Source organism: Dactylosporangium sp. CA-152071 (assembly GCF_050936335.1).
Classification (GTDB): Bacteria; Actinomycetota; Actinomycetes; order Mycobacteriales; family Micromonosporaceae; genus Dactylosporangium; species Dactylosporangium maewongense.
This window is the reverse complement of the sequence record NZ_JBNJMZ010000001.1, coordinates 2,543,392-2,555,564: the sequence shown is the minus strand read 5'-3', so window position 1 is coordinate 2,555,564 and position 12,173 is coordinate 2,543,392. Positions and strand designations below refer to the sequence as shown.

General features: G+C 71.7%; 17 protein-coding genes. 8 read left to right on the top strand and 9 right to left on the bottom strand.

What is annotated here, in order from left to right; all coding sequences use genetic code 11:
- The first annotated feature begins 5 nt into the window (after positions 1–5).
- From ACQEVZ_RS11270 to ACQEVZ_RS11260, 3 genes are read left to right on the top strand one after another with little or no spacing between them, the layout of a single operon-like run.
- Entirely contained in the window at positions 6–332 is a 327-nt protein-coding gene (locus tag ACQEVZ_RS11270; RefSeq protein WP_433365009.1) for a plasmid stabilization protein, read from the top strand.
- A 4-nt stretch (positions 333–336) separates the two neighbouring features.
- Positions 337–1,182, top strand: a complete 846-nt coding sequence (locus ACQEVZ_RS11265; protein WP_433365006.1) for a helix-turn-helix domain-containing protein — start codon at positions 337–339, stop codon at positions 1,180–1,182.
- The gene (locus ACQEVZ_RS11260; RefSeq protein ID WP_433365003.1) at positions 1,179–1,580 is read left to right on the top strand and encodes a VOC family protein; all 402 of its coding nucleotides are present in this window, start codon (positions 1,179–1,181) and stop codon (positions 1,578–1,580) included. Before ACQEVZ_RS11265 ends, ACQEVZ_RS11260 begins: the two co-directional genes overlap by 4 nt.
- Positions 1,581–1,621: 41 nt before the next feature.
- Here ACQEVZ_RS11260 and ACQEVZ_RS11255 read toward each other — a convergent pair whose 3' ends face one another.
- A complete protein-coding gene (locus ACQEVZ_RS11255) occupies positions 1,622–2,050 on the bottom strand; it encodes an STAS domain-containing protein (protein WP_433365000.1) in 429 nt (142 codons plus the stop codon).
- 215 nt (positions 2,051–2,265) lie between these two features.
- On the opposite strand from ACQEVZ_RS11255, the gene corA reads away from it, so the two are divergent.
- Positions 2,266–3,282: a magnesium/cobalt transporter CorA gene (gene corA, locus ACQEVZ_RS11250; RefSeq protein ID WP_344504429.1), complete on the top strand. Its 1,017-nt coding sequence runs from the start codon at positions 2,266–2,268 to the stop codon at positions 3,280–3,282.
- A 59-nt stretch (positions 3,283–3,341) separates the two neighbouring features.
- On the opposite strand, the gene ACQEVZ_RS11245 is transcribed toward corA, so the two are convergent.
- From ACQEVZ_RS11245 to ACQEVZ_RS11220, 6 genes are all read right to left on the bottom strand, one after another.
- On the bottom strand, positions 3,342–3,632 hold the full coding sequence (locus tag ACQEVZ_RS11245; protein WP_433364996.1) for a peptidoglycan-binding protein: 291 nt from the start codon (positions 3,630–3,632) through the stop codon (positions 3,342–3,344).
- Positions 3,633–3,713: 81 nt separating this feature from the next.
- Positions 3,714–4,457 (bottom strand): DUF5995 family protein, encoded by a 744-nt coding sequence (locus ACQEVZ_RS11240; protein WP_433364993.1) that lies wholly within the window; start codon positions 4,455–4,457, stop codon positions 3,714–3,716.
- A 2-nt stretch (positions 4,458–4,459) separates the two neighbouring features.
- A complete protein-coding gene (locus tag ACQEVZ_RS11235; protein ID WP_433364990.1) occupies positions 4,460–5,140 on the bottom strand; it encodes a hypothetical protein in 681 nt (226 codons plus the stop codon).
- Between the two features lie 43 nt (positions 5,141–5,183).
- The gene (locus ACQEVZ_RS11230) at positions 5,184–5,873 is read right to left on the bottom strand and encodes a hypothetical protein (protein WP_433364987.1); all 690 of its coding nucleotides are present in this window, start codon (positions 5,871–5,873) and stop codon (positions 5,184–5,186) included.
- A 43-nt stretch (positions 5,874–5,916) separates the two neighbouring features.
- Complete coding sequence (locus ACQEVZ_RS11225; RefSeq protein ID WP_433364984.1) at positions 5,917–6,687, bottom strand: hypothetical protein; 771 nt, start codon at positions 6,685–6,687, stop codon at positions 5,917–5,919.
- Positions 6,688–6,730: 43 nt separating this feature from the next.
- Positions 6,731–7,501: a hypothetical protein gene (locus ACQEVZ_RS11220; RefSeq protein ID WP_433364981.1), complete on the bottom strand. Its 771-nt coding sequence runs from the start codon at positions 7,499–7,501 to the stop codon at positions 6,731–6,733.
- Positions 7,502–7,621: 120 nt separating this feature from the next.
- Between ACQEVZ_RS11220 and ACQEVZ_RS11215 the strand changes: the two genes are divergently transcribed.
- On the top strand, positions 7,622–8,584 hold the full coding sequence (locus tag ACQEVZ_RS11215) for an aliphatic sulfonate ABC transporter substrate-binding protein (RefSeq protein ID WP_433364978.1): 963 nt from the start codon (positions 7,622–7,624) through the stop codon (positions 8,582–8,584).
- A gap of 14 nt (positions 8,585–8,598) precedes the next feature.
- Here the strand turns inward: ACQEVZ_RS11215 and ACQEVZ_RS11210 are convergent, their stop codons facing one another.
- Entirely contained in the window at positions 8,599–9,393 is a 795-nt protein-coding gene (locus ACQEVZ_RS11210) for an RNA-guided endonuclease InsQ/TnpB family protein (RefSeq protein WP_433364975.1), read from the bottom strand.
- 73 nt (positions 9,394–9,466) lie between these two features.
- Between ACQEVZ_RS11210 and ACQEVZ_RS11205 the strand changes: the two genes are divergently transcribed.
- A complete protein-coding gene (locus ACQEVZ_RS11205; protein WP_344515265.1) occupies positions 9,467–10,282 on the top strand; it encodes an ABC transporter permease in 816 nt (271 codons plus the stop codon).
- On the top strand, positions 10,255–10,965 hold the full coding sequence (locus ACQEVZ_RS11200) for an ABC transporter ATP-binding protein (protein WP_433364971.1): 711 nt from the start codon (positions 10,255–10,257) through the stop codon (positions 10,963–10,965). Before ACQEVZ_RS11205 ends, ACQEVZ_RS11200 begins: the two co-directional genes overlap by 28 nt.
- Here the strand turns inward: ACQEVZ_RS11200 and ACQEVZ_RS11195 are convergent.
- Positions 10,946–11,533, bottom strand: coding sequence for a dihydrofolate reductase family protein (locus ACQEVZ_RS11195; RefSeq protein ID WP_344515268.1), 588 nt, complete (start codon positions 11,531–11,533; stop codon positions 10,946–10,948). The genes ACQEVZ_RS11200 and ACQEVZ_RS11195 overlap by 20 nt on opposite strands.
- An 81-nt stretch (positions 11,534–11,614) precedes the next feature.
- Here ACQEVZ_RS11195 and ACQEVZ_RS11190 point away from each other — a divergent pair, with 81 nt between their 5' ends.
- Positions 11,615–12,169 carry a dihydrofolate reductase family protein gene (locus tag ACQEVZ_RS11190; protein WP_354905115.1) on the top strand — a complete coding sequence of 185 codons (555 nt, stop codon included), beginning with the start codon at positions 11,615–11,617 and terminating at the stop codon, positions 12,167–12,169.
- The last annotated feature ends 4 nt before the right edge of the window (positions 12,170–12,173 follow it).

The window sequence follows — 12,173 nt, the reverse complement described above, 5'->3', positions numbered from 1 at the left end:
CCGTCATGCCGCAGCAGGTGTGGAGCGCCAAGCGGGAACGGCAGTACGGACACGTCAAGCGCCAGCAGCTGGCCCAGGGCCGGCCGGAGGAGGTCGCCGAGGAGATCGCGGCCCGGGTGGTGAACAAGGAGCGGGCCCGCGCCGGCGAGTCGCGCACGGCGAGCCGCACGTCGACGCAGGACATGTCGTCGGCACAGCGCGGCGCGCTGCGCGCCCGGACCACCGGCCCCGCCGGCCGCACCCGGGACCAGCTCTACGAGGAGGCCAGGCGCAAGAACGTCAAGGGCCGTTCCCGGATGACGAAGGCGGAGCTGGAGAAGGCGCTACGGTGACGGGGTGCTGTCGGAGTACGTGCGCCGCCCCGCCGGGCCGCGGGTGCGACCGTTCGCGACCTGGTACAGCGGCTATCGCGAGACCGGGGCCGCGCCCGCCGTGCACCGGGGGCTGCCGTCACCGACCCTGACGCTCATCGTCACCCTCGACGACCCGTTGCAGGTCGCGGCGCACCCCTCGGCGCAGACGCCGCCGGGGGTGTACGACACGCTGCTCGGCGGGCTGCACACGACGCCGGCGACGATCGTGCACGACGGCCGGCAGTCCGGCATCCAGATCGGGCTGTCGCCGCTCGGCGCCCGCGCACTGCTCGGCCTGCCCGCCGGTGAGCTGGCGTCCCTGGACGTCGCCGCCACGGACGTCTTCGGCCCGTTCATCGACCTGCTGCGCGACCGGGTGCGTGCGGTGGGCACCTGGGCCGAGCGGTTCCGGATCGTCGACGAGATGCTGGCGATGAGACTCACCGACCCGGTGCTGCCCGCGCCGGAGGTCGTGCACGCGTGGCGGCTGCTGCGCGGCGGCACCGTCACCGCCGCGGCGGTGGCCCGGGAGGTCGGGTGGAGCGGGCGGTACCTCAGCAGACGGTTCAACGAGGAGATCGGCCTGGCACCGAAGGCGGCGGCCAGGGTCGCCCGCTTCGACGCCGCCCGCCGCCGCATGCAGGAGGGCGCGGACTCCCTCGCCGCGGTCGCGGCCGGCTGCGGCTACTACGACCAGGCGCACCTGACCCGGGAGTTCAGCGCCCTGGCCGGGCTGCCGCCGGCGCGGTGGCTCGCCGAGGAGCGGCTGCCGCCGTTCCGAAACGTCCAAGACCCGGACGTGCCGTGGTCGGCAGACTGGGCCGCATGACAACGACACCAGCACCGCAGGTGTGGCCGACCCTGCGCGCCACCGACGCCCGCGCCCTCATCCGGTTCCTCGTCGACGCCTTCGGCTTCCGGGAGGTCGTGGTGCACGGCGACGGCGACCGGGTCGACCACGCCCAGCTCGCCTGGCCGCCGGGTGGCGGCATCATGCTCGGCAGCGTCCGCGACGCCGACGGCGACAGGTGGCCGCTGCGGCCCGGCACGTTCGGCGCCTACGTGGTCACCGACGACCCCGACGCCCTCTACAAGCGCGCGGTCGACGCCGGCGCCGAGGTCGTCATGGAGCTCACCGACACCGACTACGGCTCCCGCGACTTCATCGTCCGCGACCCCGAGGGCAACCGCTGGTCGTTCGGCACCTACCGCGGCGAGCCCGGCTGAGCCGCATTTTCGATCGCGGTTTTTGTCGCTGCCGTGGTGCGTCAGGCGCTGCGGCGGCGGTCCGAGTTCATCGGCCACGGGGTGGCGGTCGCCTGGGCGGCGGCGTCCGCGTCGGTGACCAGGCCGCGCGGGTCGGCGGCGAGAGCGCTTTCCAGCGTCCGGTACGTCTGGATCGTGGACAGCGTCCCGCCTTCACGCAGCGTGTGGACGACCGCCGGCGCCGGCACCGCCAGGACCAGCGATCCGCCCTGCTCAAGGGCGATACCCGCGGTGACGCGCAGCATCATCACGCCGGTGCAGTCGATGGCGGTGACCTGCGCCAGGTCGATCACGATCCTGGGCTCGGGGCGCAGCAGCAGCTGGGAGAGTGCGGTCTCCAGCTGCATCGCGCTGGCCGCGACCAGCGCGCCGTGACACGTCAGCACCGTCGCGGCAGCGAGTCGGTCCACCGCGAAGGTGAGAGCTGCCATGCTGCCGACGATACGGTCCGCCGTGACGGTCCGTGAACCTCTGTCCAGGTGGAGGGACCACCCGACTGGCCGGTGACTGGACAGCCGGACGTCGCTTCGGGTGATCCGAGCAGCGGCCGGTCATTGGTCGGGCGGGTGTTCATGGACGAACCGGGGTGGGTACGCAACCAGTAGCCCCCGCGAACCGTCACGCCCGGACGAAAGGTGCTTCTGCGGTGAAACTGGACACTCGGCCGGCGGTCGTGGACTGCGCGCTGTACGTCGGCGGCGTCCGGCAGCCTGACGAGCTGCCGCTCGCCGAACTGTACGAGCGGGCCTGCGACCGACCGGACGCGTTCGTCTGGATCGGTCTGCACGAACCGGATCCGGACCAGTTCGCCGAGGCCGAGAAGGTGTTCGGGCTGCACCCCCTGGCCGTCGAGGACGCGCTGAACCCGATGCCGCAGCGGCCGAAGGTCGAGCGGTACGAGGACGTGACGTTCTTCGTCGCCCGGACCGCCCGGTACGTGCCGCACGAGGAGCTGACCGAGACCAGCGAGGTGATCGACACGGGGTCCGTCAGGGTGTTCCTCGGCCGCCAGTTCGTGGTCACGGTGCGTCACGGCGAGGCCGGTGAGCTGCGCGCCGCCAGGCACGACCTGGAGGCCAACCCGGCGCAGCTGGCCGCGGGTCCGTGGGCGGTGCTGCACGCGATCCTCGACCGGATCGTCGACGCCTACCTGGCCATCGTCACCGCCATCGACAGCGACGTGCAGGCCCTGGAGATGGCCGTGTTCCGCCGGGACAGCGGCATCAGCATCGAACGCGTCTACCAGCTGAAACGGGAGCTGATGGAGTTCCGCACGGCGGCGGTCCCGCTGCAGCGACCGCTGGTGACGCTGCTGGACAAGCAGACGTTCGCCCTGGCCAAGGAGATCCGCCGGTACTTCCGCGACGTCAACGACCACCAGACCCGGGTCGTGGAGCAGATCGTCAACTACGACGACATCCTCAACTCGATCCTGCAGGCCCGCCTGGCCCAGGTCACCATCGACCAGAACGACGACATGCGCAAGATCGCGTCGTGGGCGGCGCTCGCCGCGCTGCAGACCGCGATCGCCGGCATCTACGGGATGAACTTCGTCTTCATGCCGGAGCTGCACTGGCACTACGGCTACTTCTTCGCCCTGGCGCTGATGTTCGGCAGCGGGCTGCTGCTCTACCGGGCGCTGCGCCGCAACGGCTGGCTGTGACGCCGTCCGGCTGCGGGTTCGTCTGGCTGCGGGTTCGTCTGGCTGCGGCTTCGGCTTGCTTACGCGGCCAGGCCGAGGGAGCGCATGTGGCGGGTCTCGCGGGCGGCCCGGGTCAGCGCCTGCACGGTCCGCGGACCGGCGACGCCGTCGATGGTGAGCCCGGCCCTGGCCTGGAACCGGCACAGCGTGAGCGGCACGTCGGACACGGGGGAGCGCGGGTGCAGCAGGCCGATCTCGGCGAGGAGGTCACGGACCTCGCGCGGGTCGGCGGGCGGTGCGGCGGCCTTGGGAGCGCTGACGGCACCGGCGAGCGCGGCGCCGACGGCCTGCAGGGTGCGGCGGACTGTCATGCCCTCAAGTGTGGTGCGCCGGGCCGCCCGCCGCGTCAGGGCTTTCGGCCACTCCGACCCTGAGTTTGCCCTGAGGCGCACCTAAGCACCTGGAATGACGACGCCGAATCCGGTGCGGGCGAGGCGCAGCAGGACCTGCCCCGGCGCGGTGAGCGTGGCCAGCTTCGCCGCCGAGGCGTCCTCGAGTTGGCGGACGCGGGTGTCGTACGACTCCCGCCCCTGCCTCCTGGCGGCGTCGAGCACGGCGGTGTTGCGCCACACCTTGGCCCGCGCCTCGGTGAGCAGCCGGCGGGTCGCGGCCCGGTTCGCCGGCGCCAGCACCCGGTCCAGCAGGCTCGGCCTGGCGGCGGTGCGCCCTTCCACCTCCTCCGCCCGGACCCGAGCGAGCAGCACCTTGTCGACGTGCGTGTGGTCGCGTTCCCGGGCGGCCCGCAGCTCGCCGTCGTCGAACTCGGCCGGCCCGATCACCGCGATCAGCGACTGCGGCAGGTCGTAGTTGATGTGCGCGTTCATGCCGAGCAGCACGTGCCGCAGCGCCGGCAGCCCCGGCCGCTCCCGCGCCGTGTCGAACGCGATCCGCCACGGCCGCGACACCTCCTCGCCCGCGAGGTCCGCGTCGAGCGCGTCCAGGTACAGCTCGGCGAACGCGACGTCCCACCGGTTCAGCCACGCCGCATCCAGGAACCCGCCCCGCTCGATCTCCTCGGCGACGGCATAGGTGGTGCGCAGGTAGGTCCCGTGGAAGTGCCGCCGCGCGTCGGCGGGTGCGAGCCGGGCGAGCCCGTCCTCCATCCGCCGGATGACCCCAGCGACCGCGTCGTCCATGCTCACCTCGCCCGGAGCTGTTCGTATCCTGCAGCGGTCCCGGTCGCCTGCCGGGCGGCCGGGTTGCCGATGTAGTGGTTGACCGCACCGGCCAGGAACTCGGGCCGGACCCAGGTGTCGTTGGGCGTGTGCGTCGGCTGGCCGTACCGTGCCGCCTCGACCGTCTCCCAGGGCAGCTCACGGACCCTGAAGAGGGAGGTGACCCGCAGTCCTTCGGGCCGCAGTTCGATCCGCCCGGAGCGGCGGGCGAGCCGGGCGACCCGCACCAGGAACAGGACCGCCATGAGCGGAATGCCGACCCGCGAGACCACGAGGTCGATGTAGTTACCGGGCTCCTGCCACCCGTATGTGCAAACCAGGCCGGTCGCGTGGGAGAGCGTGGTCGTGGCGTTGACCGCCTGCCACTTCGTGGCCACTGGTGCCACGAAGGCACCGCCGTCGACCTCGAACGCGGCCGGGCGCCGTTGCGGCTGCAGCCGCCACCCGATGAACGGCATGGCGATGACGAACACGGTCGGCGGCAGGAAGAAGACGCCGATGCCGAGCACCATGTCGTGGAGGAGGGCCTCGTGCCAGCGCACGGCCGCCGCGATCCAGGCCGCCGCCAGCGCGGCTGCCATCCAGACGGCGACCATGGCACCCCGGATGGACCGCGGAGCGACGGGTGCGCTCGGTGCGGTCATGATCGCAGTGTGCGGCAACCGCGCCAGCATCGACAAGCGCTCGTCAGCCGCACAGGACGCGGCGCAGGTGCTCATGCCCCGCGGCGGTGCCGATGGTCTCCCGCGCGTCGGGATCGGCCAGGTAGTGGTTGATCGCGTCGACCAGGAACTCGCGGCGGACCCACGCATCGTCCGCCAACTGGGTGTAAGGCCGCTCCACCAGCTGCTCCCAGGACGCGTCGCGGACGCCGAAGAAGAACCTGACGCGCACGCCCGCGGGGCGCAGCTCGATCCGCCCGGACTGCCGGGCCAGCGCGGCGACCTGCACCAGGAAGCCAGCCACGAGGCACGCGAGGATGACACGGTGGATCGGCTCCGGGGTGGACGACCGCCAGCCGTCGGGGGTCGGCCACAGGGACCACGTGGCCGACCCGGCCGCCACGGTGAGCGTCAACGCCGCGCTCGCCGCCGCCACCTGGGTGGCCGCCGGTGCGACGAAGGCGCCCCTGGTGACCTCGAACGCGGCCGGCCGCGGCCGCACCTTCAGGACCCATACGACGATCAGCGCGCCGATGATGAGCGCCAGTGCTGGTAGGAGGAAGCCGGCGAAGCCGGCCACGCCGTGGTCGTGCCAGGCGTTGTGCCAGCGCCGGGCGGCGGCGTACCACACCAGTACCGACGCCGACAGCACCGCAAGGGCGACCGCCGCTGACCGGAGAGGGCGCGGGGTGACGGATGCCGTCGGTGAGGTCACGGTCGCAGTGTGCGGCAATCGCGCAAGCATCGACAAGCGGTCGTCAACCGCACAAGGCGCGGCGCAGGTGCTCATACCCCTCGGCGGTGCCGATGTTCTGCCGCGCGGCGGGATCGGTCAGGTAGTGGTTGATCGCGTCGGCCAGGAACTCGCGCAGGACCCAGGCATCGGCCGTGGGCAGGGACGCCTTCACCGCGCCGCGGCGGGCGAGGCCGGTGGCGCGCACGAGGTCCGGCCGGCCGATGCGCAGTTTCGGCGCCATGATCCCGGTCCGTGGCGGCCCCGCCGACACTGCTTCCCATGGGACCTCGCGGGTGCCGTAGGCGTACGTGATCAGCAGCCCTTCGGGGCGCAGGAGTATCCGGCCGGCACCGCGGGCGCGCATGTAGAGCCGTCGCAGGAAGGCCGCCACCATGAGCGCGATGATGGCGCACCAGCCGGCGATGGCGCTGCCGGGCATGTTCTCCCCCCAGTGGTACAGCAGCATGCCCGCGCCGACGGTGCTGCCGGCGAGCGCCGCGACCGCGGCCGCCGCCGACAGCCGGTCGGCCGGCGGGGCGATGAAGGCGCCGTCGCGGACCTCGAAGGCCACCGGGCCGCGGTGCCGGCGACACGACGTGAGGTAGGCGAACGTGACGGTGGTGAACAGCAGCGGCGGCAGCAGCAGAGCGTCGTCCCGCGCCGGCTCGCTCCAGCCGCCGCGCCAGAGGAGAACGGCGGTGAGCCAGGCCAGCACCAGCGTCACCGCCGCCACCAGGACGGCGGTGCCCGCGCGCCGGGGGCGGCCGACGGCGGGTGCGGTCAGCGAGGTCACGGTCGCAGTGTGCGGCAATCGTGCGAGCATCGACAAGCGTTCGTCAGGCGCGCAGGACGCGGTGCAGGTGCTCGTACCCGTCGGCGGTGCCGATGCTGACCCGGGCGGCGGGGACGGCCAGGTAGTAGTTGATCGCGTCGGTCAGGAACTCGCGCCGGACCCAGGCGTCGGACACGGGCAGGAACGCCTTCACCGCGCCGCGGCGGGCGAGGCCGGTGGCGCGCACCAGGTCCGGCCGGCTGATGCGCAGCCTCGGCTCCGTGAGCCCGGTCCGTGACGGGCCACCCGACACCGCTTCCCACGGGATCTCGCGGCTGCCGTAGGCGTACGTGATCAGCAGTCCTTCGGAGCGCAGCAGCATCCGGCCGGTGCCGCGGGCGCGAATGAGGAGCCGCAGCACGAAGGTCGCCGCCGTGAGCGCGAGGCTGATGTACCAGACGGCAACGAGCCCGCCGAGCGTGTCCTGCGATCGGTGGAACAGCAGCATCCCGGCGCAGACGGTGGTGCCGGCGAGCACGGACGTCGCGAACGCCGCCGACAGCCGGTCGGCCGGCGGGACGGCGAAGGCCCCGTCGCGGACCTCGAAGGCCACCGGGCGGGAGCGCGCGAGACTCCACGTGAGGTAGCCGAGCGTGGAGGTGGTGAAGAACAGCGGCGGCAGCATCAATGCCCCGGCCCGCATCGTGGTGCTCCAGCCGTCGCCCCAGATGAGGGCGGCGGTGAGCCAGGCCAGCACCAGCGCCGTCATCACGGCGAGCGGGACGGTGCCCGCGCGCCAGGGCTGGGTGACGGCGGGTGAGGTCAGCGAGGTCACGGTCGCAGTCTGCGGCACCTCAGCGCCGCCGGCAATCAATCCCTAGTCAACCGGTAGGTGTTGTGGGTATAGTGCCGCTCGAATGTTGCTGTACACGTCTGTCAATGAGGAGTGTCATCGATGCGTCGGCTCTCGGTCGTTCTGGCCGGTGTCATGGTCCTGCTCGGCACCACCCTGACCGGGTGTGCCGCGGACAAGGGGCCGGCCGCCGCGCAGCCGGGTGCGGCTGAGGAGCCGTTGCGCGTCGGGTACCAGCGCTTCGGCGGGCTCAGCCTGGTCAAGGCGCGCAAGGCGGAGGCCGCCGGGACGACCTGGTCGCTGTTCGAGAGCGGGCCGGCGCTCACCGAGGGCATCAAGGCCGGCGCGATCGACATCGGCCAGGTGGGTGAGGCGCCGCCGATCTTCGCGGCGGCCGGCAAGATCGACTTCAGGATCATCGGTACGTCGAAGCCGGTGCCGAAGGGCGAAGCCGTCCTCGTCAAGGCCGCGAAGGGGTACACCTCCTTCAAGGACCTCAAGGGCAAGAAGGTCGCGCTCAACAAGGGGTCCAACGTCAACTGGCTGCTCGTGCGCCTCCTCGAGGCCAACGGCATGACCATCAAGGACATCGACGTGCACTACCTCAAGCCCGCCGACGCCCGGCCCGCGTTCGACAACGACCAGGTCGACGCGTGGATCATCTGGGACCCGTACTTCTCCCTCGCCGAAACGCCGGGCGTGAAGGTGCTCGCCGACGCGACCGGCCTGGCCAACAACCGCGAGTACATCCTCGTGTCGCCGCAGGCGCTGAAGTCGAAGCCCGGGAAGATCCGCGAGTTCCTCAAGACCTACCGCGAGGTCACCGACTGGGGCATCGGCAACCCCGACGAGCGGGTCAAGATCCTCGCGCCCGAGCTGAACATCCCCGAGGACGTCGCCCGCCGCGCTCTGGACCGCAGCGCCCAGCCGCTCGCCGCGATCGACGCGGCCATCGGCGCCGAGCTGCAGGAGATCGCCGACGGGTTCACCGAGCTGCAGCTCATCCCCGGCAAGGTCGACATCAAGGGCCGCATCGACGAGCAGTTCTCGGACATCCTGCGTTGACAGTCCTCCCCGCCCTAAAGGGCGGGGATTCCCTGGGTCACCCCAGGGGGTTCCTGCTTCACCGGCGACTGCCCCGTCCGAGAGGACTCTCGTTGAGGTCTTACACCGCCTCCACAGGCGATCACGGAGAGCCCCTCCGCGAGGGTGTTGCGGGCCGCGTTGACGTCGCGGTCGTGGACGGTGCCGCACCGGCAGGTCCACGACCGCACGTGCAGCGGCATCCGCTCAGCGAGCGCACCACAGGTCGAGCACAGTTTGGACGACGGGAACCAGCGGTCCACGGCGACCAGGGTGCGGCCGTGCCATCCGGCCTTGTATTCGAGCATGGTGCGGAACTGCCGCCAGGCCGCGTCGCCGATGGCGCGGGCGAGGCGGTGGTTTCGGAGCATGTTGCGCACCGTCAGGTCCTCGATCACGATCGTTTGGTTTTCACGAACGAGTCGAGTGGTCAGTTTGTGCAGGTGGTCACGCCTGCGGTCGGTGATCCGGGCGTGGACGCGGGCGACCTTCAGCCGTGCCTTGGCCCGGTTCGCGGAGCCCTTCTCCTTGCGGGCGAGGTTGCGTTGGGCTCGGGCGAGCGCGGCCCGGTCCCGGCGCTCATGCTTGGGGTTGGTGACCTTCTCCCCGGTGGACAGGCAGAGCAGGCTGTTGAGCCCTGCGTCGACACCGACCGCACCCGTGGCCGCAACGTCGGGGATCACATCGTCGCAGAGCAGGGACACGAACCAGCGGCCAGCGGTGTCCTGGGACACGGTCACCGTGGACGGCGAAGCCCCCTCGGGCAGCGGCCGGGACCACACGATGTCCATTTCCCTGCCCTGCTCCGCCGGAGTTCCGTTTCCTCCCCGGCCTGAAGGCCGGAGTATCCACGGAAGGAATCCGATGACGACACTCGTCGAACGTCCGGCCGCGGTCAAGGCGCCGCCTCGGCGCCGACCCGCGGCCCGGCGCTGGCTGCGAGCGGTGACCCCGCTGGCCCTGCTTGCCGGGTGGGAGGGCGGGGTCCGCGGCGGGCTGCTGGACCCCGACAAGCTGCCCGCCCCGAGCGCGGTGCTGGAGACCGGCTGGCGGCTCGCGCTCGAAGGCACCCTCGGCGACTACCTGCTCGACTCCGTCCAGCGGGCCGTCCTCGGGCTGCTCGTCGGCGGCCTGCTCGGCCTGGCGCTGGGCACGCTGGCCGGGCTTGTCCGGCTCGGCGACGACCTCGTCGACCCGACCGTGCAGATGGCCCGCATGCTGCCGCACCTGGGGCTGGTGCCGCTGCTCATCATCTGGGTCGGCATCGGCGAGTCCCTGAAGGTGACGCTCGTGGCGCTCGGCGCGTTCTTCCCCATCTACCTCAACACGTACTCCGGCATCCGCAACATCGACGAACGCCTCGTGGAGGCCGCTCGCACCTGCGGACTCTCGAGCCTCGAGCGCGTCTGGCACGTCGTGGTGCCCGGCGCGCTGCCGTCGCTGTTCCTCGGGGTGCGGCTCGCCTTCGCCGCGGGCTGGCTCAGCCTCGTCGTCGGCGAGCAGGTCAACGGGCAGGGCGGGCTCGGGTTCATGATGATGGAGGCCCGCGAGTTCAGCCAGACCGACGTCGTCGTGCTGGGTCTCGTCGCGTACGCGCTGCTCGGCCTGGTCTCCGACCTGCTGCTGCGCCTCGGTGAGAGGAGGTTGCTGGCATGGCGGCACGGACTGCGGGCCCGGTGACCGCGACCGGGGTCCGGCGGGCCTTCGGCGACACCGTCGTCCTCGACGGGGTCGACATCAACATCGCCGCCGGCGAGGTCGTCGCGCTGCTGGGCGGCAGCGGCTCCGGCAAGAGCACGCTGCTGCGCATCCTCGCGGGCCTGGACGGCGAGGCGACCGGCGACGTGTCCACCACCGGCGCCACCGCCGTCGTGTTTCAGGAGCACCGGCTGCTGCCGTGGAAGCGGGTCGCGGCCAACGTCGCCCTCGGCGTGCGCGGCCCCTCCCTCAGGGAGCGGGTCGATGCCGCCCTTGAGGAGGTCGGCCTCGCCGATCGTCGCGACGCCTGGCCCGCGGAGCTGTCCGGCGGGCAGGCGCAGCGGGTGGCGTTCGCCCGGGCGCTCGTACGGGAACCCGACCTCCTCCTGCTCGACGAGCCGTTCGGTGCGCTCGACGCCCTCACCCGCCTGCGGATGCAGACCCTCTTCGGCCGCCTGCGGGCGACGCATGGCTTCGCCGCGCTGTTCGTGACGCACGACGTGGACGAGGCGCTGCTGCTCGCCGACCGGGTCCTGGTCCTGGACGGCGGCCGGATCGCCGAGGACCGGCCGGTGCCGCTGCCCCGCCCGCGGGCGGTGGACACGCCGGGGTTCGGCGCTTCCCGCCGGTCGCTGCTCGATCTGCTCAACGTGCCGGTTGGTTGAGCTTCTCCACGCGATAGGTCAGATGGGTGGCCACGGCGGTGTGGTGCTGCTCCAGCGGGATGAGCGTCACCGGGCACGCCTCGGCGATCTGTGCGAACAGCGGCGTGCCGCTGCCGAGCAGCACGGGGGCAACGTGGATGGCGAGCCGGTCGACCAGGCCGGCTCGCAGCGCCTGCTGGATGATGCTCGCGCCGCCCATGATGTGCACCATCCGCTCCTGGGCGACGGTGGCCGCCGCGCGGATCGCCGCCTCGACCCCCTCGACGAACGTGAACTCCGTCTCGCCTCTGGTCACCGGCTCCTGCGGGCGGTGGGTGACGACGAAGACCGGCATGCCGTAGAGGCCGTTCTCGCTCGCCCAGCCGTCGGTCATGTCGTACACCTGCCGGCTCGTCACCACGGCACCTGACGCGCCGAACGTGTCCTTGAGCAGGCGCCTGCCGTCGTCAGTCCAGACCCATGCGTGCAGCGCGTCGCCGCCCGCGCCGAGCCCCGGGTGCTGCTCCAGGTCCGGCCCGGTGACGTAACCGTCCACCGACATCGAGATGTTCGCCTCGACCAAAGCCATGTTTTTGCGTCCTTCCGATGAGTTGCGGGTGTCGCCGTCGTCAGTATTGGAGTGTCCCTGCATCCGGAAGGACGAACCCTCGTGAACAAGATTATCTTCATGATGTCGATGTCGCTGGACGGCTACTTCGAGACGACCGAGCACAGTCTTGCCTGGCAGGACATCTCCGACGAGCTGCACATCCACTTCAACGAGGAGATCGCCGCCGCCGGCGGCATGCTCAACGGCCGGCGCACGTACTCGCTGATGGCCGGCTTCTGGCCGACGGCCGACGAGGACCCCGACGCGCCGAAGTTCGTCGCCGACTACGCCCGCATCTGGCGCGACCTGCCGAAGGTCGTCTACTCCCGCACCCTGCAGTCCGCGTCGTGGAACACCACGATCGTGCGGGAGGTGGTGCCCGCCGAGGTCGAGGCGCTCAGGGCGGCCGCGTCCGGCGACCTCTTCGTCGGCGGACCTGACCTGCTGACCACGTTCCAGCGGCATGGCCTCGTCGACGAGTACCGCATCTACGTGCACCCGGCCGTGATCGGCGCCGGCAACCCGCTGTTCCACCCCGGCACCTCGCTGCGCCTGCGCCTGACCGAGTCCCGCCCGTTCACCAACGGCGTCGTCCTGCTGCGGTACGCGTCGTAGCCCC